Origin of the sequence: Corynebacterium sp. (genome assembly GCF_022712195.1) — a bacterium.
In the GTDB taxonomy this organism is placed as follows: domain Bacteria; phylum Actinomycetota; class Actinomycetes; order Mycobacteriales; family Mycobacteriaceae; genus Corynebacterium.
In genome coordinates this window covers 1-24,007 of record NZ_JALAGY010000091.1, presented here as the reverse complement: position 1 = coordinate 24,007, position 24,007 = coordinate 1, and the positions used below count along the sequence as shown (strand labels likewise).

At 68.3% G+C, this 24,007-nt stretch carries 23 protein-coding genes and 1 pseudogene; 17 read left to right on the top strand and 7 right to left on the bottom strand.

Annotated elements, in window-relative coordinates:
- Nucleotides 1-17 precede the first annotated feature (17 nt).
- The 5 genes from Q0A34_RS12725 to Q0A34_RS12705 all read left to right on the top strand — a co-directional run bounded on the left by Q0A34_RS12725 (nucleotide 18) and on the right by Q0A34_RS12705 (nucleotide 6,511).
- Nucleotides 18-1,577, top strand: coding sequence for a GMC family oxidoreductase N-terminal domain-containing protein (locus Q0A34_RS12725; RefSeq protein ID WP_291480371.1), 1,560 nt, complete (start codon nucleotides 18-20; stop codon nucleotides 1,575-1,577).
- 234 nt (nucleotides 1,578-1,811) lie between these two features.
- Entirely contained in the window at nucleotides 1,812-2,603 is a 792-nt protein-coding gene (erm, locus tag Q0A34_RS12720) for a 23S ribosomal RNA methyltransferase Erm (RefSeq protein WP_291480370.1), read from the top strand.
- A gap of 201 nt (nucleotides 2,604-2,804) precedes the next feature.
- Entirely contained in the window at nucleotides 2,805-4,862 is a 2,058-nt protein-coding gene (locus Q0A34_RS12715; protein ID WP_291480369.1) for a heavy metal translocating P-type ATPase, read from the top strand.
- A gap of 49 nt (nucleotides 4,863-4,911) precedes the next feature.
- Nucleotides 4,912-5,277 carry a metalloregulator ArsR/SmtB family transcription factor gene (locus Q0A34_RS12710; RefSeq protein WP_291480368.1) on the top strand — a complete coding sequence of 122 codons (366 nt, stop codon included), beginning with the start codon at nucleotides 4,912-4,914 and terminating at the stop codon, nucleotides 5,275-5,277.
- A 4-nt stretch (nucleotides 5,278-5,281) separates the two neighbouring features.
- Nucleotides 5,282-6,511 (top strand): MFS transporter, encoded by a 1,230-nt coding sequence (locus Q0A34_RS12705; RefSeq protein WP_291480367.1) that lies wholly within the window; start codon nucleotides 5,282-5,284, stop codon nucleotides 6,509-6,511.
- On the opposite strand, the gene Q0A34_RS12700 is transcribed toward Q0A34_RS12705, so the two are convergent.
- The gene (locus Q0A34_RS12700; RefSeq protein ID WP_291480366.1) at nucleotides 6,485-7,870 is read right to left on the bottom strand and encodes an MFS transporter; all 1,386 of its coding nucleotides are present in this window, start codon (nucleotides 7,868-7,870) and stop codon (nucleotides 6,485-6,487) included. The genes Q0A34_RS12705 and Q0A34_RS12700 overlap by 27 nt on opposite strands.
- Before the next feature lie 119 nt (nucleotides 7,871-7,989).
- Between Q0A34_RS12700 and Q0A34_RS12695 the strand changes: the two genes are divergently transcribed.
- The 5 genes from Q0A34_RS12695 (at nucleotide 7,990) to Q0A34_RS12675 (ending at nucleotide 11,421) form a co-directional block, all read left to right on the top strand.
- On the top strand, nucleotides 7,990-8,892 hold the full coding sequence (locus Q0A34_RS12695) for a Fic family protein (RefSeq protein ID WP_291480365.1): 903 nt from the start codon (nucleotides 7,990-7,992) through the stop codon (nucleotides 8,890-8,892).
- Between the two features lie 6 nt (nucleotides 8,893-8,898).
- Nucleotides 8,899-9,123 (top strand): hypothetical protein, encoded by a 225-nt coding sequence (locus Q0A34_RS12690; RefSeq protein WP_291480364.1) that lies wholly within the window; start codon nucleotides 8,899-8,901, stop codon nucleotides 9,121-9,123.
- A gap of 3 nt (nucleotides 9,124-9,126) precedes the next feature.
- Nucleotides 9,127-9,861 carry a Fic family protein gene (locus tag Q0A34_RS12685; RefSeq protein ID WP_291480363.1) on the top strand — a complete coding sequence of 245 codons (735 nt, stop codon included), beginning with the start codon at nucleotides 9,127-9,129 and terminating at the stop codon, nucleotides 9,859-9,861.
- A 124-nt stretch (nucleotides 9,862-9,985) separates the two neighbouring features.
- Complete coding sequence (locus tag Q0A34_RS12680) at nucleotides 9,986-11,113, top strand: DNA alkylation repair protein (protein WP_291480362.1); 1,128 nt, start codon at nucleotides 9,986-9,988, stop codon at nucleotides 11,111-11,113.
- Nucleotides 11,110-11,421, top strand: coding sequence for a cupin (locus Q0A34_RS12675; protein ID WP_291480361.1), 312 nt, complete (start codon nucleotides 11,110-11,112; stop codon nucleotides 11,419-11,421). The genes Q0A34_RS12680 and Q0A34_RS12675 overlap by 4 nt, the downstream gene beginning before the upstream one ends.
- Before the next feature lie 49 nt (nucleotides 11,422-11,470).
- Here the strand turns inward: Q0A34_RS12675 and Q0A34_RS12670 are convergent, their stop codons facing one another.
- The 3 genes and pseudogenes from Q0A34_RS12670 to Q0A34_RS12660 form a co-directional block, all read right to left on the bottom strand.
- Complete coding sequence (locus Q0A34_RS12670; protein WP_291480360.1) at nucleotides 11,471-12,061, bottom strand: hypothetical protein; 591 nt, start codon at nucleotides 12,059-12,061, stop codon at nucleotides 11,471-11,473.
- Nucleotides 12,009-12,497 carry an ABC transporter permease gene (locus Q0A34_RS12665; protein WP_291480359.1) on the bottom strand — a complete coding sequence of 163 codons (489 nt, stop codon included), beginning with the start codon at nucleotides 12,495-12,497 and terminating at the stop codon, nucleotides 12,009-12,011. The genes Q0A34_RS12670 and Q0A34_RS12665 overlap by 53 nt, the downstream gene beginning before the upstream one ends.
- Nucleotides 12,494-12,912: pseudogene (locus Q0A34_RS12660) on the bottom strand (ATP-binding cassette domain-containing protein); the annotation flags it as partial. The gene Q0A34_RS12665 and the pseudogene Q0A34_RS12660, both read right to left, overlap by 4 nt.
- A gap of 307 nt (nucleotides 12,913-13,219) precedes the next feature.
- Here Q0A34_RS12660 and Q0A34_RS12655 point away from each other — a divergent pair.
- The 6 genes from Q0A34_RS12655 to Q0A34_RS12630 all read left to right on the top strand — a co-directional run bounded on the left by Q0A34_RS12655 (nucleotide 13,220) and on the right by Q0A34_RS12630 (nucleotide 17,670).
- Nucleotides 13,220-14,227, top strand: coding sequence for a tripartite tricarboxylate transporter substrate binding protein (locus Q0A34_RS12655; RefSeq protein WP_291480358.1), 1,008 nt, complete (start codon nucleotides 13,220-13,222; stop codon nucleotides 14,225-14,227).
- Nucleotides 14,227-14,760, top strand: coding sequence for a tripartite tricarboxylate transporter TctB family protein (locus Q0A34_RS12650; protein WP_291480357.1), 534 nt, complete (start codon nucleotides 14,227-14,229; stop codon nucleotides 14,758-14,760). Before Q0A34_RS12655 ends, Q0A34_RS12650 begins: the two co-directional genes overlap by 1 nt.
- On the top strand, nucleotides 14,757-16,358 hold the full coding sequence (locus tag Q0A34_RS12645) for a tripartite tricarboxylate transporter permease (RefSeq protein ID WP_291480356.1): 1,602 nt from the start codon (nucleotides 14,757-14,759) through the stop codon (nucleotides 16,356-16,358). The genes Q0A34_RS12650 and Q0A34_RS12645 overlap by 4 nt, the downstream gene beginning before the upstream one ends.
- Nucleotides 16,355-16,834 carry a universal stress protein gene (locus Q0A34_RS12640; protein ID WP_291480355.1) on the top strand — a complete coding sequence of 160 codons (480 nt, stop codon included), beginning with the start codon at nucleotides 16,355-16,357 and terminating at the stop codon, nucleotides 16,832-16,834. The genes Q0A34_RS12645 and Q0A34_RS12640 overlap by 4 nt, the downstream gene beginning before the upstream one ends.
- Before the next feature lie 73 nt (nucleotides 16,835-16,907).
- The gene (locus Q0A34_RS12635; RefSeq protein ID WP_291480354.1) at nucleotides 16,908-17,378 is read left to right on the top strand and encodes a universal stress protein; all 471 of its coding nucleotides are present in this window, start codon (nucleotides 16,908-16,910) and stop codon (nucleotides 17,376-17,378) included.
- A gap of 109 nt (nucleotides 17,379-17,487) precedes the next feature.
- On the top strand, nucleotides 17,488-17,670 hold the full coding sequence (locus Q0A34_RS12630) for a hypothetical protein (protein ID WP_291480353.1): 183 nt from the start codon (nucleotides 17,488-17,490) through the stop codon (nucleotides 17,668-17,670).
- Here the strand turns inward: Q0A34_RS12630 and Q0A34_RS12625 are convergent.
- The 3 genes from Q0A34_RS12625 to Q0A34_RS12615 are packed head-to-tail and all read right to left on the bottom strand — an operon-like array spanning nucleotide 17,667 to nucleotide 23,187.
- A complete protein-coding gene (locus tag Q0A34_RS12625) occupies nucleotides 17,667-21,017 on the bottom strand; it encodes an SbcC/MukB-like Walker B domain-containing protein (protein WP_291480352.1) in 3,351 nt (1,116 codons plus the stop codon). The genes Q0A34_RS12630 and Q0A34_RS12625 overlap by 4 nt on opposite strands.
- A gap of 2 nt (nucleotides 21,018-21,019) precedes the next feature.
- Nucleotides 21,020-21,676 carry a DUF4194 domain-containing protein gene (locus Q0A34_RS12620; protein WP_291480351.1) on the bottom strand — a complete coding sequence of 219 codons (657 nt, stop codon included), beginning with the start codon at nucleotides 21,674-21,676 and terminating at the stop codon, nucleotides 21,020-21,022.
- Nucleotides 21,673-23,187, bottom strand: a complete 1,515-nt coding sequence (locus tag Q0A34_RS12615; RefSeq protein WP_291480350.1) for a DUF3375 domain-containing protein — start codon at nucleotides 23,185-23,187, stop codon at nucleotides 21,673-21,675. The genes Q0A34_RS12620 and Q0A34_RS12615 overlap by 4 nt, the downstream gene beginning before the upstream one ends.
- Nucleotides 23,188-23,336: 149 nt before the next feature.
- Between Q0A34_RS12615 and Q0A34_RS12610 the strand changes: the two genes are divergently transcribed.
- Nucleotides 23,337-24,007: histidine phosphatase family protein (locus Q0A34_RS12610; RefSeq protein ID WP_291480349.1), on the top strand; the 671-nt coding region annotated here is incomplete at its 3' end.

Sequence of the window (24,007 nt, the reverse complement as noted above, 5' to 3'; positions counted from 1 at the left end):
CCAGCACGGAGGTTCCGATGACCAGCACCACACCTGCCCCGGAGACGTTCGACTACATCGTGGTCGGCGCCGGCTCGGCCGGCTGCGCGGTGGCCAACCGGCTCAGCGCCGACGGTTCCCGGTCGGTCCTGCTGCTGGAGGCCGGTGGCGAGGACAAGGGCCAGGGGGTCACCGTGCCCGCCGCCTTCTCCCGGACCTTCCGCTCCGAGTTCGACTGGGACTACACCACCACTCCCCAACCCGGCCTGCGCGACCGGTCGATCTACTGGCCCAGGGGCAGGGTCCTCGGCGGCAGCTCATCCATCAACGCGCTGATGTGGGTCGTCGGCTTCGCCGAGGACTATGACCGGTGGGCCGAGCTCGCCGGGCCGGAGTGGTCCTGGCAGGAGATCTCCCGGGCCCTGGACCGCGTGGAGGTCTCCGTGGAGCGCCAACGCGACCCGAACGGACACACCGCAGCCTTCCTGCGGGCGGTGACAGAGACCGGCTACCGCGTCGAGGACGCCAACGCCGAGGCCCCCGACGGATTCACCGAGACGATGGTCACCGAGCTCAACGGTGCCAGGTCCAGTGCTGCGACGGCCTACCTGCGTCCGGCGGAACTCCGGCCGAACCTGACGGTACGCACCCGCGCCCACACCACCCGGGTGCGTGTCACCGACCACCGGGCGGAGGGTGTCGACTACCTGCACGACGGGCGGGAACGGTCCGCCGGGGCCCGGCGCGAGGTGATCCTGTGCGGCGGGGCGGTGAACACGCCGCAGCTGCTGATGCTCTCGGGCATCGGGGACCCGGGCCACCTCGCGCAGCACGACATCGAGACGGTGGTGGCCTCGCCCGAGGTCGGCAGGAACCTTCGGGACCACCTGGTGTCCCTCTTCGCCGTCACCGCCGACGGCGGGACGTTGCTCGACGCCACGAAGCTGCCGCATGTCGCCCGCTACCTGGCACGGCGCCGCGGACTGCTGACCTCGAACGTGGCCGAGGCCTACGGTTTCGTCCGCTCGCGGGCGGACCTGGACTCCCCGGACCTGGAGATCATCTTCGCCCCGGTGGCCTACGTGAACGAGGGACTCACCGGCATCCCCGAACACGGGCTGACCATGGGGCCGATCCTGCTGCAGCCCGAGAGCCGCGGGGAGATCACCCTGGCCTCCGCCGACCCGACGGAGAAGCCGGTCATCGATCCCCGCTATCTCAGTGACCCTGGCGGACGGGACCGGGCGACGATGCTGGCGGGGCTGGAAATCTGCTCCAGGATCCTCGATGCCCCGGCACTGCGGTCGCGTCGCGGCGAGCGGTTCATCGTCCCGGAGGGCGGGGAGGGGATGACGGTTGAGCAACGGTGCGAGGAGGCGCTCACCGGCGCCTCCCACACGCTGTACCATCCGACGAGCACCGCGCGGATGGGCACGGACGAGGCTTCCGTGGTGGATCCGCACCTGAGGGTGCGGGGTGTGCAGGGTCTGCGGGTCGCTGACGCGTCGGTGATGCCGGAGATCATCCGTGGCCACACCAACGCCCCGTCGATAGCCATCGGGGAGAAGGCGGCGGAGTTCATCCTGGGAGACGGGTGAGAGGGATTCCTCGTGGCCCTGCGCCACCTCCGGTGATGTCGAGACCGGACGAGTCACCCGGGCCGTTCTGATAGTGTGTCGGCCATGTGTTCCCTGGGAATAGCAGTGACGAGGATCCGCGCCCTGTAGCGGCGCGGCCTCACCACGACAGGCCCTCCGCCGCTCCGCGTCATCAGCCGGGTGGCCCATTCCGCCTGCCCGGATCACCCCGATCATCCGGAGTTCCAGAACACTATGCCGACCTACAACGGCGGCCGACACGAGTACGGCCAAAACTTCCTCACTGACCGAGACACCGTCAACGACGTGATCGCGCTGGTCGACGGCACCGACGGACCGATCATCGAGATCGGGCCGGGTGCCGGCGCACTCACCAGACCACTCGCCCGGCTCCGACGACCGTTGACCGGCATCGACATCGACCCGAAGCAGGTCCGACGCCTGTCCCGAAAACTGCCCGACGTCACCCTCGTCGCCGGCGATTTCCTGGCCTACCGGCTTCCGAAGGATCCCCATGTGGTGGTCGGGAACCTGCCTTTCCACCTCACTACCGCCGTACTGCGCAAGCTGCTCCATGCTCCCGCCTGGACCCGTGCGGTCCTGGTGGTCCAGTGGGAGGTCGCCCGACGACGCGCCGGCGTCGGCGGTGCGACGATGATGACCGCCCAATGGTGGCCCTGGTACACCTTCGCGCTGCACGGCAGGATCCCCGCCCGTGCCTTCACCCCGTCACCCGGAGTCGATGCCGGCCTGATGACCGTGGAACGGCGGACCGTTCCCCTGCTACCTGAGTCGTCGATGTCCTCCTACCGCGCCTTCGTCCACGCCGTGTTCACCGGCAGAGGCCGGGGCATCCGCGACATCGCGAACCGCGTTCTCGGCGGAAGAAAGGCATCGTCGTCGCTGCAGCGTTGGCTGCGCTCGGAGAAGCTCCGCCCGACGGCGCTCCCCCGGGACCTCACCGCGGACCAGTGGGTCACTCTGTACCGCACGGCAGAGAGGACAGGATGGCGGCCCCGTCCCTGACCCGGGCACGGAACCGATGCTCTCCCGGTGGTGGTTGTCCCGGCCGTCGCGCCCGCGTCACACTCCCGTTTACAGATACCCCCATGGGGTATATCGTGGAGTTGTCGGTAGCCCACGGCGAAGCAGTCGCAACGCCTGAGGCCACCAGGACGCCGAACCACAGATGAGCATCAGAGAAGACCGGGAAGAAGCGGACCGGAGATGAACGAGAAGCACGACACCCACGCGGAACACGGTAACCACGAGCACACAGAGCACACAGGGCACGCAGGCCACGGCGACCACGTCGGCCAGTTCCGTCGGCTCTTCTGGATCATGCTGGTCCTGGCTGTCCCGGTCATCGTCTTCAACGACATGTTCGCCCACCTCATCGGCTACGGGTTACCCGGTGCGGAGTGGGCCCGGTGGATCTCGCCGATCCTCGGCACAGTCATGTACTTCTGGGGAGGGCGGCCGTTCCTGACCGGCGGGATCGGTGAGATCCGTTCCCGCCGGCCCGGCATGATGCTGTTGATCGCCCTGGCCATCACTGTGGCGTTCCTCGCCTCGTGGGGTGCAAGCCTGCACCTGCTCAGTCACCAGCTGGACTTCTGGTGGGAGCTGGCGTTGCTGGTGGTGATCATGCTGCTGGGCCACTGGATCGAAATGCGCTCCCTGGCCCAGACCACCTCCGCACTGGACTCCCTCGCGGCCCTGCTGCCCGACGAGGCCGAGAAAGTCGACGGCGACACAGTCGTGACGGTCTCCCCCGCCGACCTCACCGTCGGTGACGTCGTGATCATCCGGCCCGGCTCCTCGGTGCCGGCCGACGGCAAGATCGTCGACGGGTCCGCGTCGATGGACGAGTCGATGGTCACCGGTGAGTCGGCGACGGTCCGCCGCGCGAACGGTGAACTGGTGGTCGCCGGCACCGTCGCCACCGATTCCGGGCTGCGCATCGAGGTCACGGCCACAGGAGACGACACCGCCCTGGCCGGCATCCGGAAGCTGGTCACCGACGCCCAGGAATCGTCGTCCCGCGCCCAGCGAGTCGCCGACACGGCGGCCGCATGGCTGTTCTGGTTCGCACTCGGCGCTGCGATCGTCACCGCCGCCGTCTGGGCATCGCTCGGGCTGCCCGACGACGCCGTCGTCCGCACCATCACCGTCCTGGTCATCGCCTGCCCGCACGCCCTGGGCCTGGCGATCCCGCTGGTCGTCTCGATCGCGACCGAACGTGCGGCACGTGGCGGCGTACTCATCAAGGACCGGCTCGCGCTCGAATCCATGCGTTCCGTCGACACGGTGCTGTTCGACAAGACCGGCACCCTCACCAAGGGCGAACCCACCGTCACCGGCATCGAACCCACGGGTGGCCGTGGTGAGGACGAGGTTCTCGCACTGGCCGCCGCCGCGGAGTCCGACAGCGAGCACCCGCTGGCCCAGGCGATCGTCGGCGCCGCCCACAGCAGAGGGCTCGACATCCACGGGGCCGCGGACTTCTCCTCGTCCCCGGCCGTGGGGGTGAAGGCGACGGTGGATGACGTGGTCATCGAGGTCGGCGGCCCCCACCTGCTCGATCGACGATCCGCCGATGAGCTCCAGGTCGCCGACGAATGGCGGCGGGAAGGTGCGATCATCCTCCACGTCCTCGCCGACGGTGAGGTGATCGGCGCACTGCGGCTGGCCGACGAGATCCGTCCGGAGTCCCGCGACGCGGTCGACGCCCTCCACGCCGTCGGCACCCAGGTGGTCATGATCACCGGAGACGCCCAGGCCGTGGCGGACACGGTGGCCCGGGAGCTCAGCATCGACCGCGTCTTCGCCGGCGTGCGCCCGGAGGACAAGGCGGCCAAGGTCGCCGAGCTGCAGGGCGAGGGACGGAAGGTCGCGATGGTCGGAGACGGCGTCAACGACGCCCCCGCGCTCGCGCAGTCCGACGTCGGCATCGCCATCGGCGCCGGCACCGACGTGGCGATCGGCTCGGCCGGGGTGGTCCTCGCCTCCTCCGATCCCCGCTCCGTGCTGTCGGTGTTCGAGCTGTCCCGGGCCACCTACCGGAAGATGACACAGAACCTCTGGTGGGCCGCCGGCTACAACCTCATCTCCGTGCCTCTAGCGGCAGGTGTTCTCGCACCGGTCGGTTTCGTGCTGCCTATGAGCGTCGGGGCAATCCTCATGTCCGCCTCCACCGTCGTTGTCGCGATCAACGCCCAGCTGTTGCGCCGACTCGACCTCACACCGCAAGCGAGCACCGGTCGAGTCCTCGACCACAGTTGACGACCCCGCACGGTGCCACACCCCGACCACTTCGTGTTACTATATGCGTATGCACGAAGATAAGAAGATATGCGGACTGGACCCCCACTCTGACTACGTCGAACTCGCGGCCGAGGTCTTCTCCCTCCTTGCCGACCCCACCCGGGTCCGTATCGTCCTGTCACTGCACCGCCACGGTGAGCTCTCCGTCGGGGACCTGGCCGACATCGTCGGCAAATCCGCCTCAGGGGTCTCCCAGCACCTCGCACGCCTGCGGATGGCGCGCGTGGTCACCACCCGCCAGGACGGCACCCGGGTCTGGTACCGGCTCGCCGACGAGCACGTCTTCAACCTGGTCAGCGAGGCCGTCAAGCAGGCCGAGCACACGGTCTCGAACGGGCAGCTCCCGCCACACCGCCACGGATCAGCGACATAGAACCATGGCGACAGTCCTGGCACACACCGTCTTTCGTCGCCTGTTCTGCGCCCAGGTCATCGCCCTCCTCGGCACCGGTCTGCTGACCGTTGCACTGGGCCTGCTCGCCTTCGACATCGCAGGCGACGCCGCCGGCGCAGTGCTCGGCACCGCGATGACGATCAAGATGCTCGCCTACGTCGCCGTCTCCCCGCTCATCACCGCCCTGACCGCTCGCCTGCCCCGTAAACCCCTGCTGGTCAGCACCGACATCATCCGAGCCACCGTGGCCCTGTGCCTACCGTTTGTCGGTCAGACCTGGCAGATCTACGTGCTGATCTTCGTCCTGCAGTCAGCTTCAGCGACCTTTACCCCGGCATTCCAGGCCGTGATCCCCTCAGTCCTGACCAGGGAGGACGACTACACCCGGGCACTGTCACTGTCCCGGCTGGCCTATGATCTGGAATCCGTCGTCAGCCCGATGCTCGCCGCGGCGTTGTTGACCGTGATGAGCTACAACAACCTGTTTCTCGGCACCGTGGCCGGTTTCCTCGTCTCGGCGGTGCTGGTCGCCGGAACCCTGCTCCCGGGTGTCACCACCTCCAGCGAGGACCCGTTCCTCACCCGCCTGACCAGTGGGGCACGTCTGTTCATCGCCAACCGGCAGCTCCGCGGACTGCAGGGGATCAACCTCACCGTCGCCGCCGTGCAGGGCATGGTCATCATCAACACCGTGGTCCTGGTCCGCGGCAGCCTGGGCCGGGACGACACTGATCTGGCGGTGATGCTGGGCGCTTTCGGTGCCGGATCGATGCTCGTCGCGTTGACCGTGCCCTGGCTGTTGCACAGAATCGCCGACACCACCGCGATGCTCTCCGGTGCCGTGAGTTCCCTGGTGGTCCTGGCAGTGATCGCCGCGGTGATTCCTGTCGCGGTGGATGCTGACGCCTGGTGGCCGTTGGTCTCGGCCTGGTGCGCCCAGGGCGCCACGGTGTCGTTGATGTTGACCCCGTCGTCGAAGATCGTGCAGAAGAACAGCACAGAGACCACCCGCCCGGCGCTGTTCGCCGCGCAGTTCTCCCTGTCTCATGCCTGCTTCCTGGCCACCTACCCGCTGGCCGGGGCGTTGAGCGTGGCGACAGGACTGTCCGCCACCGCGTGGACCCTCGTGGCGATCGGCTCAGTCGGCGCACTGTGGACGGCACTCCACTGGACCGGTGCGCGACCCTCACCTCGCGTTCAGCCGAGAGGGTAGTACCGCGGCCGTGCAGGCCGCCAGGGCCGTCAGCGCGGCACAGACCAGGACGGCGGGACGCACTCCTGTCTGAAGCACGTCGGCGGTGACGTCACCACCGCCGGCGATCACGGCGGCTGTGACGGCGACGCCCACGGCGGTCCCGAGTTGCCGGAGGGTGTTGTTGACCCCCGAGGCCAGTCCCCTTTCGCCGATGTCCCTGCCGACGAAGACCGCGGCCGCAAGCGAGGGAAAGACCAGCCCCATACCGACGCCCGCCAGCAAGGCCGGGGCGAAGGCGTCGGCGGCACTCGTCATCGTCCCCACACCGACGGCGAACCAGCAGATCGCAGCGACCTGCAACACCAGCCCGCCGGTGAGAACGACACGCATCCCGACCTTGCCGGTGAGGAACCCCGCCACCGGGGCGACGAGGACAGGCGAGAGTGTCCAGGGTGCCGCCCAGAGCGCGGCGTCGAGCGCACCCTGGTCACGGACGATCTGAATGAACAAACTCAGGGCGAAGACCGCTCCGAACACACCTGCGGAGAACAGGAATGCCACCACCCCCGCGAGAACGAAGGTGCGGTCGCGCAGCAGTGGGGCACCCAACAGGTACCCGGGCCGGTTCCTGCGCAGAACCAGTGCGACGGCTGCCAGGGCCGTGATCAACAGAGGAAGCACCTGGCCTCCCGGGGCCCCCGACTCCAGACCAACCTCCGCCAGCAGCCAGCCGAGGCCGAGCACCAGGCCCCCGACCAGGACCGTGCTGACGGTGTCCGCATCCCCGGCGGCGGTGTCCGGGACCTCATCCACCGCCCACAGGACAAGAAGGAGCGCGACGACACCGACGATGACATTCATCCAGAAGACCATCGGCCAGCTGCCCCACTGGGTCACTGCTCCTCCCACCACCGGACCGACGGCCACGCCCAGACCGTTGACGGCGGACACCGCTCCCAGTGCCGCAGGGAGTCGGGTCTCCGGCACGTGGTCTACGAGCAGCGTCATGGCCAGCGGCACCACCGCTGCAGCCCCCGCGCCCTGTACCGCACGGAGCAGGACCAGCATCCACAGCGCCCCGTTGAAGACCGCCAACAGCGACGCCACGGTGAACACAGTCAGCCCCGTGACGAAGACGCGACGTCGACCCCACCTGTCCCCGGCGACGGCGGCGGGCAGCAGGAGTGCCGCGAAAACCAGGGTGTAGGAGTTCAGCACCCACTGCAGCTGGGCGGCATTCGCGGTGAAAGCGTCCCGAATCTCCGGAAGTGCGAACGTCATGACCAGGTTGCCCATGGCGACGAGGAACGTCGGAAGGCCGAGCGCCAGGACGAGCAGATGCACGGTTCGCCGGCTGGGCACGGGTGCGTCGTCCATGGTGGCGAGGATACGTCACACACCGGTGACCACCCTGCCGCTGGCAGCGCAAACCCTCGCGGCGAGTCCCCCGCCGCCGTAGAATAGAGGTCCTGGACCGTCGCGGAGAGGTGTAGACCATGACCGATTTCACCACGCTGGCAGGAATCGACAGCTACCGTGCCGCATTCCCCGGGGTCTTCGCCGGGATGGACGACGACAGTACCGGGGCGGTTGTCGAGGCCGCCCACAGCAGCGTCCTCGAAGGCTGGGAACCCACTGCCGCGGACATGCAGGGACTGGCGGACCGCCACGGCCGGGACGGACCGTCCTCCCTGACCGACGACGAGGTCGAGGACCTCGTGGCACTGGTGGCCGGGGACGTGAGAGCACAGGACCGGGCGCCGGGGCCGGCACCGCAGCCCGATGTCTGGCGGAGTTACTTCTACCCCGGCTCCACCGTGATGAGGAACCTGCTCGGCATCCGGGAGCCCGGGTGCCTCGACACCGTGGAACACGCCGTCGCCACCGGGCGGGGCCTGGCGCTCGCCTCCGGGGAACTCCCGGTCGAGGGCACCACCACCGCTGAACGGCTGTCGTCGATCCACCGGGCCTTGTTCGTGCAGATCTACCCGTGGGCCGGTGAGCCCCGGGTGGTGAACATGATGAAAGGGACCCACGGGTTCGGGGACCACCACAGCATGAGCATGTACATGCGCCAGCTCGACCGGAGGATCACCGGCTTCGACTGGGGCGACGCCGACGTCGACCAGACGGTGGACGCACTGGCGGACATACACACCGACCTGAACTTCGCCCACCCGTTCCGCGACGGCAACGGCCGCGCCTCGCGGCTGTTCATGGCGGACCTGGCCCGACGACACGGCATGGACCTGCATTTCTGCCGGGTGAGCTGTGAGGACTGGATCCGTGCCTCGGCCGCGACGTTCCTGGACCCCTCCGGCATCCGGACGGACTCCGCGCCGATGCGCGAGGTGTACCGCCGGGTGGCCGCGCCCCGAACCACGACCCAGGAAGGCTGAACAACCGTGACAGACCCCCGCACCGAGGAACAGAAGGTCGCCGCCGTCGCCGCGTCCATGACGATGGCCGGCCAGCCGCTCAGCGATGAGACCGCTTCAGAGGTCCACCGGATCATCCGCGACCGGACCAACGCCGACCGCTCCGTGCTGGAGCTGCTGGAGAACCGGGGCTACGGCGGGTCAGAGCACGCCGAGGACCTGCGTCGACGTCTGGCCGCGGGGAGGAACTGACACATGGCGTTGCACGGTGGCACCGTCCCGGAGAACCACTTCGGCATCACCGACATCACCGAGCTGGAGACACTCGCCGGCGAGACCGCGGCCCGCCGTCTCGCGGAACTGGAGAACGCGGACCCGCTGTCCAGTTTCACCCGCACGGACCTCGTGCGCGTCCACACCTACCTGATGCAGGACGTCTACCCCTGGGCCGGAGAGATCCGGACCACCGAGGTCGGGGCGATGGGCATGGCGATGTGCCGGGCGCAGTACGTGGACAACGAACTCGAACGGGTGTTCCGTGACATCGCGCGCCGAACCCCCTCGACCACAGACCGTGCCGCCGCGGTACGCACCGTCGCCGACCACTGGGCCGAGCTGACGATGGTGCACCCGTTCCAGGACGGCAACAGCCGCACCCAGCGGTTCTTCTTCGACCAGATGCTCCGGAACGCCGGTTGGACGGTGGACTGGACCCGGATCAACGCCGAGCGGGCCCACGCGGCACGCTACGTCGGTGCGGCCACCGTGGACCCGTCCTTCCTGGCGCAGGCGCTGCTGCCCGGGGTGAGGGACAGCACCGGCACCGACACCGACACAGTATCCGAGGCCGGTACCGACACGTCGCCCGCGGACGACGGACTGCGCGACGGCCGTCCGGCCGCCGCGATCTTCCACGACATGATGACCTGGCGCCGCGCCCACCCCGGACAGCCCTACGAGTTCCGACCGGCACCGGCGCCCGGTGCATGATACATTGACCGGGACGAAAGGGTGGTCCACATGCCTCTGAGGCCGACTGCGAAGCGAATCCTCCCCGCCGATCAGCTCCCCTCAGCGCACACCCCGCTGCGGGAATTACCCGGGCGCTGACCGCATGGCACAACTCAAGGACGAGATCTCTCCCCTGCTGGTCGAACGCCTCGCCGGTGCCCTGTCCGCGGTCTCCACATCCTTCGACAGCGCCGGTTTCCGGCAGCGTGCCTCGGGAGGGCTGGACGGCCTGGAGCTGAAGGCGCGGGTGTCCCGGATCGCCGACGCTCTCGCCGCCGCCCTGCCGGCGTCCCCCGACGATGCCGCTCAGCTGATCCGCGACGCCGTCGAGCACGACGACCACTCCCAGGACAAGGTCCTACGGGGCTGGGCGACCATGCCGGTCAACGAGTACGTCGCCACGGCGATGCTCGACCGCCCCGACCTGGCACTGCCACTGTTGGCTACGTTGACCTCCCGCTACACCGCTGAGTTCGCGATACGGCCCTTCATCGACACCCACTACGACATCACGATCGAGCACCTGAGGTCATGGGTCACCAGTCCGGACGAGCACGTCCGACGGTTGGTCTCCGAAGGGACCCGACCGCGGCTGCCCTCGGCGGGGCGTCTCCACCGCTTCATCGAGGACCCCACCGATCCCCTGGAGCTCCTGGACCACCTGGCCGGCGACGACTCGCTCTACGTCCGACGTTCGGTGGCCAACCACCTCAACGACATCAGCAAGGACCACCCGAGGGTCGCGCTGGAAACCGCCCGCCGGTGGGCCCACAGGCCCGCCCAGGACGGCTACGTGGTGCGCCACGGGCTGCGCACCCTGGTCAAACAGGGAGACCCGGGGGCCCTCGCCGTCCTCGGATTCGACCACGACGCCATGATCGAGCTGACCGACCTGTACTGCACCCCGTCGACAGTCCGGATCGGCGAGACCACCACCATCTCCTTCACCCTGCAGGCACCGGTCCCGACGAGAGCGGCGGTCGACTATGTGGTTCACTACCAGGGAGCGCGCGGGGCGAAGGCCGGCAAAGTGTTCAAGCTTGCTGTGCGTGACCTTCCCGCCTGTGCCCCGGTCGCCTTCAGCCGTCGGCACGCGTTCAGACACGTCTCGATCCGCACGATCCACCCGGGCCCCCATCTCATCGAGGTCCAGGCGAACGGGCGGGTTCTCGGGGAGACGACGGTCGATGTCGTCACTGACCACAATCACCTGGAACGGAGCACCTCATGAGATTCATGGACGCAGGGACCTTCACCGCCGACCGCCCGTGGGGCTCTCTCGACCTCGGGGAGTTCGATACCGCAACCGCCAAACTTCACTGGACGAACGAGCCCTACATCTGGCACGTCAACGACGGCCCGGAGATTTTCGTCGTCCTCGACGGTGCTGTGGACATGCATTACCGGGTCGACGGCCAGGAGCATGTCGAACATCTCACACCAGGAACGGTGTGCTGTGTGGAGATCGGCGACGCCCATGTCGCCCATCCCGCTCCCGAGGCACGGATCCTCGTGGTGGAACGCCGCAACAGCGTGTGACCCAGTCACTGCCGCGTTCTCCTCGTCTTCCGTTCCGGCCGTGTCCCGGTCACGCGTCACCGTCCGGACGGCGTTCCATACGAGTCCACCCGTCCCATCCCCGCTTCGCCAGCAACTCCACTATCCGTGCAGCCGCGGGAGCGGACTCGACCATCGTCGCGTCCAAGAGACTGATGAACGGGGAGTCCAGTCCCTCCTGGTTCAGCGAGCCCTTCTCGTCGGCGTCGGTGAAGAGTCGGTCGAGGATGTCGACGACCTCGACGACCTCGACGACCCGCTTGTCGTCGGCGTCCCAGTCCGGTGCCCCTCTGAGCAGACTGTGGAGGCGCACGGTGTCCGGCTTCTCCAGGTCACGGCGTTTTTCACGCATGATCTCCTCGATGTCGTCCGGCACCTGCGCCGCGACCATGATCCATGTGTCGCGCTCCAGGGCGACGTAGCGCTCACTCACGCCGAGGTCCCGGCTGCGGTCGAGGTAGCGGACCACGCTGTCCGGGAGGGCCATCTGCTCCCCCGCGGCAAGTCGGCCGAGCCGAGGCCGGGTGTCCTGCAGACGAGCGATCTTCTGGCGAAGCGCACCGTCGATCTCAAGCACCTTCCCGGAGAACTCCCCGGCATCGGTCTCGAGAAGTTCCTCCACCCGGGCCAGAGGTACACCGGCACTTACCAGCACCAGACCGGAAGCCCATGAGCAGAGCCGCGGCGACCTCCATCACGAGCGAACCCGCGGTGGAGGCCACGGAGGTCAGGACGTGCGCCCACAGTGCGGCCGACCGGCTGATAGGCAGTGAGTGGAAGCGGTCGAAGAATCCACCGTTCAGGTCGGCGTGGATCCGGAGCACTGTGTAGGAGACTCCCGTCGCCACGGTGGCCAGCAGTATTCCGGGGAGCATGTAGTCGATGTACCGGTCGGAGACTCCCCCGGTGTCGATGGCTCCGCCGAAGACGTACACGAACAGCAGCATCATCGCCACGGGCATGACCGCGGTGGTGATGACGGTGTCCGGACTTCTGCCGACATGTTTCATCGACCGCCCCGTGAGTGCCGCGGTCTCGGCGACGACGTGGGTTCTCATGGCCGCTCCTCCCCGGTGACCAGGGCGAGGTACACGTCCTCGAGCGACGGCCGGCGCTCCACGTACTCGACCTGGGCCGGTGGCAGGTTCTGTTTCAGCTCGTCCAGCGTGCCGTCGACGATGATCCGTCCCGGTGCAGGATCGCTATCCTGTCGGCGAGCGCCTCCGCCTCCTCGAGGTACTGCGTCGTCAACAGCACCGTGGTGCCGTGGTCGGCGAGGTCCCCGACCGTCCGCCACACCTCCCTGCGCCGCTCCGGGTCGAGTCCGGTGGTCGGCTCATCGAGGAAGACCACCGGAGGGTCGCCGATGTTGCCCATCGCGATGTCGAGTCGCCGCCGCATCCCGCCGGAGTAGGTGGGCACTCGGCGGTCCCCTGCGCCGGTGAGCGCGAACCGCGCCAACAGGTCGTCGGCGCCGAGGAGGGCGAAGACCGTCCCCGCTGTGACCACGGGGCTCCGGTACAGCATGCAGGGTTGATGCTGCATCAGGGTCAAGTCCGGTTCCGCGGTGGACGCTCGCCCACAGGAACAGATTATTCACTTCGTGATTCTTCATGGCGCCTACATCGGCACCACACCCACCGCAGTGTGATCTGCATCGCTCTTTCCTCGCGATGTTGTGACAGACACTTTTCATGGGGTAAGTTTTAGGCATAAAGCGAACGATCGTGCGCACAGCGAACAGTGCCCGTGACTGACGTGGAGACCAGAGGACACATACATGAGTGGACAGATCCCAACACAACGAAGAACAGGCAGGAAGGCCCGCCGCACTGTCGGGGCACTCACACTGATCGGCGCCCTGGCGCTGACATCCTGCAGTGCCGACGACGACTCGGAGGGATCCTCCGGCAGCGGCACTCCCCTGAACCTCGTCGTTCCCTTCAATCCCGGAGGTTCAGCTGACGGCACAGCCCGCCAGCTCGCGATCTACGCTCAGCAGACCTGTGGGCGCGACGTCATCATCCGGAACGAGACTGGCGGCTCAGGCACCGTGGGGTTCCAGTCCGTGACCTCATCCGCACCCGACGGAAACACCATCGGGGTAGCGTCCATCGAGCTGTCCATCCTCCCTCACCTGGGAGTGTCACCCATAGGCCCGGACGACGTCCGCGGAATCATGCAGTACAGCGAACAGCCGATCGCCTACGGCGTACCGCCGAACTCCGACATCGATGACATCGAGGAACTGCTGACCACCGACGAGGACGTCACCATGGCCAGCTCCGGCACCGGCTCCATCTACCACATGGGCTTCGCCGGTCTGTCACAGGAGGCGAACCAGCCCAACATCCGCAACGTCCCCTACGGCGGCGCCGCTGGCGCCCTCCAGGCCGTGATGGGCCACGAGACCAAGGCTGTCTCCGTGGGCGCGGCCGAGATCGCCCCCTTCGTCGAGGGCGACCAGCTCCGGGCCCTCGCCATCGCGGGTGAGGAGCGGCTCGAGGACATCCTCCCCGGCGTCCCCACCCTCAAGGAAGCCGGAATGGACTGGACCAGCTACGCCATCCTTGGTCTCTTCGCACCGGCCGGCACCCCCGACGCAGCTGTCGAAGAACTCAACGAGTGCTTCAACGAGGCACGCCAGTCCGAGGGATTCTCCAGCTACATGGACAACCTCGGGTTCACCCAGGAGTACAAGGACGCCGGCGACTTCGACACTTTCCTCGCCGAGGAGTACGACCGCTACAAAACCGTCGTCGACGACGCCGGACTGGGAGGTAACTGATGTCCACCCCCACCGGAACACCCTCCGGCGTACCCGCCGGCACCGCACCACCTGCACCCGTCGACCCGCCGGTGAAGGACGGTTCACTTCTCGGCGACCGGATCATCGCCGGACTCATCGTCGCTCTCGGTGCCTTCCTCCTCGTCCAGGCCTTCGGATTCCCTGAACCCGGACAGCCGGAGGACCCGGGCACCGCGGCACTCCCCCGCCTGATCGGCGCGGCACTGGTCGTTCTCGGCATCATGCTGGTCTTCAACTCCGAGAAGAACACTTTCCTTCCCGACGCCGGCTCCAGGGTGCGTACCATCCTGATCGTCGTCGCGGGTGTGGCGTACACCTTCGCCCTCACCCCACTCGGATTCACGCTGTCCACTCTGATCTTCATGGTCATCGGACTGCTGATCATGGGCGTCCGCAGCATCGTCCGTCTTGTCCTGGTGCCGGTCGTCGTCTCGGTCGCCGTCTACTACCTGTTTACCGACGCCCTGGGTGTCTACCTCCCCACCGGCGTCATTGAGGGGATTATGCCATGAGTAACTGGATGGACGGCCTCGGCGCCGTCGCAGACTTTCAGGTCATGATCATGTTGGTCCTGGGCGTTCTCATAGGAATGGTGGTCGGCGCCCTCCCCGGTATCTCCGCCACCGTGGGAGTGGCCCTTCTTCTCCCCTTCACCTTCGCCCTGGAACCGCTGGCCGGGATGATGCTGCTTTTGGGCATCTACGGCGGCGCGGTGTACGCGGGCTCAATTCCCGCGATCCTCATCCGCACCCCGGGGACCCCGGCGTCAGCGGCGACAGTCGCCGACGGCCACGCCATGGCGATGGCGGGTAAAGGCGTCCAGGCGCTGAAGATCTCCGTGCTCGCGTCGTGCATCGGCGGGTTCATCGGAGTGCTGCTGCTCGCCTTTTTCTCCCCGGTCATCGCCGACTTCGCCCTGGGCTTCGGCTCCTCGGCGAACTTCATGCTCGCCCTGTTCGCCCTCACCATCATCGCCTCGATCTCCGAGGGCAGGATGGTCAAGGGGCTGATCGCCGGATTCCTCGGCCTGGGCATCGCCATGATCGGTCTCGACACGATCCAGGGCTTCCCCCGGCTGACCTTCGGCAACGCCGACCTGATCTCCGGGATCTCCTTCATCCCGCTGATGATCGGCCTGTTCGCCGTCTCCGAAGCCTTCCTCCAGGTCGAGCGGGTATCCAAGCTGAACCTCAAGATGAAGCCTGAGAAGTTCCGGGCCACCCCGTCCTGGCTACGCAAGCTCGCACCCTCCAGCCTCCTGGGCTCAGCCGTGGGTTTCATCATCGGAATCATCCCCGGTGTCGGCGGGGACATCAGCGCCTTCGTCGCCTACAACGAATCGAAGCGCGCCGCCAAGGACAAGTCCAGGTACGGCAAGGGGGAACCACGGGGAATCGCCGCCGCGGAGTCCGCCAAGAACGCCGGCACCGCCGGTGCCATGGTGCCGACACTCACGCTCGGTATCCCGGGTGACGTGACCTCCGCCGTTCTGATCGGTGCACTGACCGTCCACGGCCTGCAGCCGGGTCCCACCCTGTTCACCGGAAGCCCGGACCTGATCTACGGGCTGTTCATCGGCTTCGCCCTGGTGTATCTGGTCCTGCTGATCCTCGGGTGGTTCGGCGTGAGCTTCTGGGTGAAGCTCATCGAGTCTGTCCCGCCGCGGCTCCTCTGGCCCTCTGTGATCGTCCTCGCCGTGGTGGGGTCCTACGCGATGCGCTCCAGCATCTTCGACGTGCTGGTGATGTTCATGGCCGCGATCCTGGGCTACCTCATGGTCAAGGGCGGCTTCCCGCTCGCTCCGCTCATCATCGGCGTCATCCTCGGCCCGATCGCCGAGTCCGGCTTCCGCCGCGCCATGATCATCAACAACGGCAGCTTCACCTGGATGCTCGAGCCCATCCCGCTGGTCCTGGGCATCCTGACCGTGGCCTCCATCATCTTCGCCGTCTGGCAGGCCGTCCGGAGGCCCAAGTTGCTGGAGAAGGCGGAGGAGATCATGCAGTCTGCCCCCGGGCCTGACGCCGAAGCCCCGAACTCCACAGACTCCACAGACTCCACAGCTCCCACCGCCACGGCACACACCGACAACGAGAAAGGCACACGATGACCGACACGACCCGGAGGATAGTGACCGGCGTGGACTCCAGCCAGACCGCCCTCAACGCCGCCGGCAAGGCCGCGGAGCTGGCGGAGGGCCTCGGTGCCGAGCTCCACGTCTTCTCCGCCTACAGCATCAGCACCGCCGACACCCTGCAGTCCTTCAAGACCAAGGACCTGGGCCTGTCCACCTCGGTGGCGTACCAGAACCTCACCGACGGTCAGGCCCGTGCCGCGGCGCATGTCGCCGACGCGGTCGCCGGCGTCCTCCGGGAGGCCCACCCCGGGTTGACGATCGTCTCCTCCGCCCAGGAGGGGACCCCCTCGGAGGTTCTCGTGCGGCAGGCCCGGGCGTTGTCTGCGGACATGATCGTGGTGGGCAACAAGCACGTCCAGGGATTCTCCCGCATCCTCGGCAGCGTCGCCCGCAAGGTCGCCGCCGAAGCCACGTGCGACCTGTACATCGTGCACACCACCCACCGCTGACCGGTCGGGACACGCTACACTGTCGGAACATAAACTACCGCGGTGTCCCCGACACCTCTCCGAAAGGCACACGATGACGAAGACTATTGTGACCGGGGTCGACTCCAGCCAGACGGCTCTGGCCGCCGCCCAGAAGGCGGCGGAGCTGGCAGACGGCATCGGCGCGGAGCTGCACGTCCTCTCCGCGTACAGCATCAGTGCCTCGGTCTCCCTGCAGGCCGCCAAGAGCACCAACATGGGCCCCGGCGCCTCAGCCGCCTACCAGAAACTCACCGACGGATACGCCCACGCCGCCCAGGAGGTCGCCGACTCCGTCGCCGCCGTCCTGCGTGAGACCCACCCGTCGCTGACGGTCCACGCCTCCGCGGTGGAGGGGACACCCGCGGACGTGCTGCTGCTCGTGGCGAAGAAGGTCGACGCCGACACCATCGTCGTGGGCAACAAGCACGTCCAGGGCATCTCACGGATCCTCGGCAGCATCGCCCGCAAGGTCGCCGCCGAGGCGCCCTGCGACCTCTACATCGTCAACACCACCCAGCAGTAGGACGACGGAGACGACGGCGGCGGTCGCCCCGGTGTTCCTTGTCTCACTCATTCTCGGGCCGCTCCTCATCGGGGCGGCCTGGCTCTGTCACGTCCTCCGTGTCGGAGGGGTGACCGGTAGCGTCTCCCTGCTGTTCCTCGGCACCCTGCTGATCCTGCTGGACACCGTGGTTTCTCTGTCGGACTTCGACGAGGTGACAGCCGCCGGCGCGGCGACGGACGGCACCGTCGCACTGGTCGCGCTGGTGGTGTGCGCCGGATCGTTGAGGGCCTTCACGGCCGACAGCCCCTAGGCCGGCAACGCCACCTTCGGTTTCGCCCACGACCGGCCCCGGGTGTCCTTGAGGATGTCGTACTCGACGTCCACGTGCGGTTCGATCGCACTGTACTTGTCGTTCGGTGCACCGATGACCAGCTGGAACCCCAGTCCACGCCAGGCGCCGATCGCGCGCTTGGTGAAGTGCGCGTCCGCCTTGATCAGCGCCTCGTCAAGGAACACCGGTGCATACCGCGGGCGTTCCGCGTCGGCGTCACCCAGCTGGTACCGCAGGGCGGCACCGACGATGAAGGCGATCAGCTCCTGTGACTCTCCACCGGACTTCTCCCCGATGTGGTCGTAGAGCGCGGCATGCTCCTTGGTCTCGGCGTGGATCTTCTCCGCGCTGACCCGCACGTGGTTGCGTACGTCGACCAGGTCGGCGAAGTCCGGGGCGTCTCTGCGGATCCTGTTGATCAGCCGTGACATTCGTTCGTATGCCTGTTCGCGCTCTGCGTCGCCGGTGGCGTCCTCGATGAGACGTCGCACGTCGCGCAGGTCCTTGCGGAACCGTCGCCGCACCTCCGACTGGTTCTCACGCGGGACGATCTGCAGTCGGTGGTCGTCGTCGTAGAACGGGAGGTCCTCCATGATCCGGTTGATCGGTTCGATGCGTTCCCGGATCTCGCGCAGGGCACGCCCCAGCGTGGAGTCGAGGTTGGTCAGGTCGTTGCCGGACAGGGTCAGCAGACTGTTCCGCCACTCCGCCTCCAACTGGTGAAGTCCGCTGGTCTCCAGGTCCTCGAGGATCCGCTCGAAGTCCTTCAGGGAGGTGTCCGGGTCGGCACGCAGCGTGGGGTTCGGCCAGGTGTCCAGGAAGGTCTCCATGGTGCGGCGCAGCGTCTCCCGCTGTTCCGACACGGTCGCCTGGGCGGCCGCCCGGTCGTCCTCCAGTCGTCGCGAGGCGGTGTCCAGGGCGGCGTCGAACCGGGCCAGCCGCGAACCGTTGCCCGACCCTGCCCGGTCCCCGCCCGCCGGCGGGTCGAAGCGTTCGTTCAGGTAGGACGCCTGGGCGTCGCTGAGGGAGCGCTCCTCGCTCTCCGCCTCGTCGAGTGCCTGCTGGGCGGCGTCGACCTCGTCGACGGTGTCGGCCCACTGCCGTGCCAGGCGTTCCTGCTCGCCCTTGGCCCGGCCGGTGCTCTCCTGCAGCCGGGTGACCTTGTCCTTCAGCGCGGCGATCTGCCGCTGCAGGTCGGAGATCTCAGGGCTGCCGTCGGTGATCTCGGCGATCACCCCGGCCCACCGGTCACGCTCCGCCTCCACGGTGGCGACGTCGATCTGGTCCCAGCTCACGTCCGTCACACGCGCGTAGGCGGCGTGGCGGGCGTCCAGCTCGTCAAGGTCGGCACCGGCCCGACGCTCGGCGTCCTCGGCGGCACTGATCCGCTCCCGCAGGGAGGCGATCTCCTCGTCCAGCTCCGCGAGCCGTCGTCGGCTGGAGAAGCCCAGCACATTGCGGCCGCCGTGACCTCCGTGGGCACCACGGTCGCCCTGGGAGACCTGGCCGGTGATCGTCAACGCCGGCTGGCGAGCGGCCAGGCCGTCGGCGGAGTCGACGCAGTGGAACCCGAACTGGCGTTCCAGCCGGTCCTGCAGCCACCCGGTGAAGGCGGTCTCCCGGTAGTCGAGCCGGCCGGGGAGCCGCTGCGGATCAAGACCCGCGCGCTGGCCGAAGCCGGTGTGCACGCCCTCGTAGCGTAGCCGGACGTCGGTGCGCACGGACTCCACCGCCGCACGGAAGCGGGGCAGGTCGGCGGCGTCGATGAGCATGGTGGTGGCGAATCCGCCGAGGGCGAGGTTGAACGCCTCCCGCCAGGGTTCGTACTCGGTGGAGACGTCGATGAGCTCACCGACGAACGGCAGGTCCTCGATCGACAGTCCCGCGGCGTCGGCGAGGATCCGGCGGGCGACGTGCAGCCGCTCGGGGATGTTGTCGCGACGCTGGCCGGTCCACCGCTGCTCGGTCTCCAGTTCCGCCAGCCGACGGCGCAGATTCTTCAGCTCCACCCGGGTCTCCGCGTAGCCGTCGCGCGCGGAGGTCTTGGCGCCCGGGTCCGCAAGTGCCGCACGGGCACGCTCGGCCAGGGCGGTGAACTCCGCCTCCGACCCGACGGTGCAGTCCAGGCAGGCCGTGTTCTCGTCGAACCGGGCACGGTTCTGACGGACGGCGGACAGGCGACGTTCCACCTGGGCCAGTTCCCGTTCCGCGGTGTCGAGCCGGTCGCCACCGGAGTGGCGCAACACCTCGAGCAGTCCGTCGCGCTCCACCTCCGCCGCCTCTGCCAGGGCGGTCTGGGCGCGGACCTCCGCGTCCGCGGCCTTCTTCCGTGTCCGGACCTCGGTCTCTGCCTCGTGGAGCAGCTCCAGCCGGCGTTCCGTACGCCACAGCGACGCCAGGGAGGTCGGGTCGGAGAACCGTCCGATCTCGTCGAGCAGCCGGAGCCGACCGGCGGCGTCCTCTATCTTCGCCCGGATCCCGCGGACCGGCTGCAGCACACGCACCTGCCTCTGCGCGGTGACCATGCGGGCACGCGTGCTCTCCAGCTCGTCGAAGTGGGCCACGACGGCGTCGGCGGTGGCCATGGTCTCCGGTTCCTCGAGCACCATACGCTTGTAGAGCTCGTCCACGGTGGTGATCTGCTGACCCGCCTGGATGCGGGCCAGCAGGCTCATCGCCTTGGCCCCCGCACCCGCCGCGCCGATGCCCAGCACCGAGTGCACCCGGGCCAGGAACTCCCGGTCGGTGGCCATGGTCTCCAGACCTGCCTCCTTCACCGCGGAGTCGGCGAGCCGCCGGGACGCCGCGTCCTCGAGCGAGGCCGGGTCGAAGTCGCCCTCGACCACACCGCGCACCTTCACGGTGTCCTCCAGCACCCGGGCGGACGCCGGGATGTACCAGGCGCGCACGGCGGTGAACCGGGAACCGTCGTGGTCCCGCCAGGTCATCGACACGGCCGTCCACGTGTCGCAGCCGTCACCGCGCAGCACGGTGACCTGGGTGCCGTCGTCGGTACGGGACTCGTCGATCTTGCCGCGGCCGTAGGACAGGATGTTGCGCTGGTCCTCGCCGCGCGGGCGCCCCGTGACCCCGCCGTTGGACGCCCCGTTGAAGGGGGTGGTGTGCGGCATCATCAGCGCGATGTAGGCGTCCATCAGCGTGGACTTGCCGGAGCCGGAGCCGCCGCACAGCAGCGTGGCCTCGGGCGAGAACCTCACCCGGTGGGCACCGTCGTAGCCTCCCCAGTTGACCAGGTGGAGTTCATCGGCGAGCCACTGCTGCCCGCGGGACTCCGCCGGCACCAGTCCGAACAACGTGTCGAGCATGGTCACAGTCCGTTTCCTCCCTGCGCCTGGTTCTGCGCCGTCTGTTCCTGCAGCCAGCGCTGCAGCTCACGGAGCCGGTCGGCGCTGAGCACGATCTCGACCAGAGGGCTGATGCGGTAGCGGCCCTCGGTCTCCTCGTCGATCACACCCTCCTGACGGAGGCGGCCCAACGCATTGCGGATCAGCTTCTGCCGTCGGGCGATGTCGCCGTTGGCCTCGGTGAAGTAGGTCATCACGGTCTGCTCGACCTCCTCGACGTCCACCCGGGCGGCGAGCTCACCGGCGGTGGACTCGCGCTGGTAGACGGTGCGCAGGTAGACCAGCACCAGGGTCTCGGCGCGGGTGTAGGGCTCGTCGCGGAGCAGGATGGGCACGTCCAGCTCATCGGACCGCACCTGCTGCTTGTAGGCGACCCCACGGTCGGAGTCCACCACCAGCCGCACGAACAGGTCGTGCAGCCGCGACTCGATGACCTGCTGGTTGTCCATCAAGATCTTCCAGTCGTCACGGTTGCGCTCGGCCTGCAGGAAGCGACGCTGCAGCAGCCGCACCAGCACCCGCCGGACCTCCGGGTCGAGTACTCCCCTGTCACCGGCGAAGCACTCGTCGGGGTCCCGCTCCATCGCCACAGTGTCGATGAAGGGATCGTTCTCTGTCATTCCTCAGCTCCTTGTGCAGGCCGGGCGGTGGCGGTGACGGCGCCGAAGGCGAAGCGGCGGACGGTCCCGTCAGGGCGCAGTGTCTCGACGACGGAGACGTCGTCATTCTCCTCCAAGCCGTTGCGGTGGGCGATCTCCAGCAGCCCCAGCAGATCCACGGGACGACGGCTGTCGTCGGGCACCCCGCCGAAGGCCGTGGCCAGGTCGAACGGTCCGTCCAGACCGGCGACGAACTCCTCGAGCTCCAGGTAGTGCGGACCACCCCACGCACGGGTGTCGGCGTGGAGGAACTCGACGTCCGGGTCGTCCTCCCCGTGACGCAGCGGTTCCGGGGCACCGGGCTCGTGCAGGTCGTTGAGAGTCTGACGCAGATGGCCCAGGTGGGCGGTCGGGAAACTCCGCAACGGTTCCACCGCGTCCTGCGCCCGGGAATCCGCCCTGGTCTCCTGCATCCAGGTCTGCAGCCCGGACATGACGCTGCGCAGCAGGTCGTCGACCTCCCGGTCACGCACAGGGTCGTGGGTACGTACCTGCGCGGTGATCACGTGGGAGGCCCGACGCTGCGCCGTGAGCACCTCCTGCACCCCCTGCTCCACCCGACGGGCGATGGCGAGAAGCTCACGACGCTGCTCGGCGCTCATGTGCCTGGAGAACGGCAAAGCCATGAGCATGCTGAGCTGGTCGGTGAGGTGGTCGATGTTCTCCGGGTCACCGATGAGGTTCAGCGCGCCGGAGAACGCACGCCCCTCCGGGGTCGCCTCCATGACGTGCTGCCCGCGGTGCAGGTACTCCCGCAGCACCTCGCCGGTCGGCCGGACGTCCCGGCGCAGGTCGGCGACCACGTCGCGCTGCATGGCGTTGATGGACTCCGCCACCCGGGCGAAGTCGGCGGGAAGCTCACGGGAGAGGTGGACCACGTTCTCCGCCTCCTCGAGCAGCTGGTCGTCGTCGACGGGGTCGATCTCCCCCCGTTCCAGCTTCTCGATCTCCTCGTCGATCGCCGCACGTTCGGCCTGCAGGGTGGCGATGCGCTCCTGTGGGTCGGTCTCGGCGGCGTGGGCGAGCTGGTCCACAGCGTCCAGCAGGGTCCGGACACGGGAGCGGGACACCCGCGCGCGCCCCAGACCACTGCGACCCACGATCTCCAGGGCGCCGACGGCCTGGGCGGAGAGCCGGTAGACCTCGACGTCATCCTCGATCTGGGGCACCAGCCAACCGACACGCACCCAGTAACGGCAGATCTCCCGGCCGTTGCCGGACGGCAGGCCGCGTCCGCCTCGTCCGCCGCTGCGGTCGTCCTCGTCGTAGCCGGCGGCACGGAGCTCGTCGACGATGTCACCGACCTCCACGTGCGCGTCCGAGATCGCCACGGTGGGACGGTCCGGGGTGAAGATCAGCGACAACGCCGCGACCACGAAGGGCGCGTACCTGCCGTGCAGCAGGTCCAGGGTCGGGTTCTTGAAGGCCGCCGCCGTCCGCTGATAGGCCGCCTCCGCACGCATGATTACCATCGGGGAAGAGTGTAGCGCCCGGGGTCACGGTGCCGGAGTCGGCGAGGTCGGGGTGGCGATTCCGGGGGCGAACGGCAGGCGCTCCGTTCCGGTGCCGGGTCCGTCCGGCCCCCTGCGCCACCTGCCCCGCCCGGACTAACCTCGACCCCATGGCCACAGTGATCCTGGTCCGGCACGGACGCAGCACAGCGAACACCGACGGCGTCCTCGCCGGTCGGACCCCCGGCGTCCTTCTGGACGACACCGGTCACCGGCAGGCGGACCGCACCGCCACCCGTCTCGCCGACGTTCCCCTGTCCCGCATCGTCTCCAGCCCGTTGGAGCGGTGCCGGCAGACCGCGCGCACCATCCTCGACCGGCAGCAGGGCTCCCCCTCCTTCACCACCGAGGACCGGCTCACCGAGTGCGGTTACGGCGAGTGGCAGGGCCGGAAACTCGCCGACCTGGCCAAGGAGGAGCTGTGGGCGACCGTGGTCGGCCAGCCGTCGGCGGCGGTGTTCCCCGGCGGCGAAGCGCTGGTGGACATGCAGGCCCGGGCAGTGGCCGCCATCCGCGGGCACGACGCCGCCGTCGAGGAGCAGCACGGCACCGGCGCGGTGTGGGTCGCGGTGAGCCACGGGGATGTCATCAAGTCCGTCATCGCCGACGCGTACGGCATGCCGTTCGACCATTTCCAGCGGGTGCACGCCGACCCGGCGTCGGTGTCGGTGATTCGTTACACCGGGGCGATGCCGCATGTGCTGTGCGTCAACACGTCCGGGGGTGACCTGTCGTGGCTGGTTCCTGCCGGGGACGGCGGGACGCCGGGGGACGACGGGGT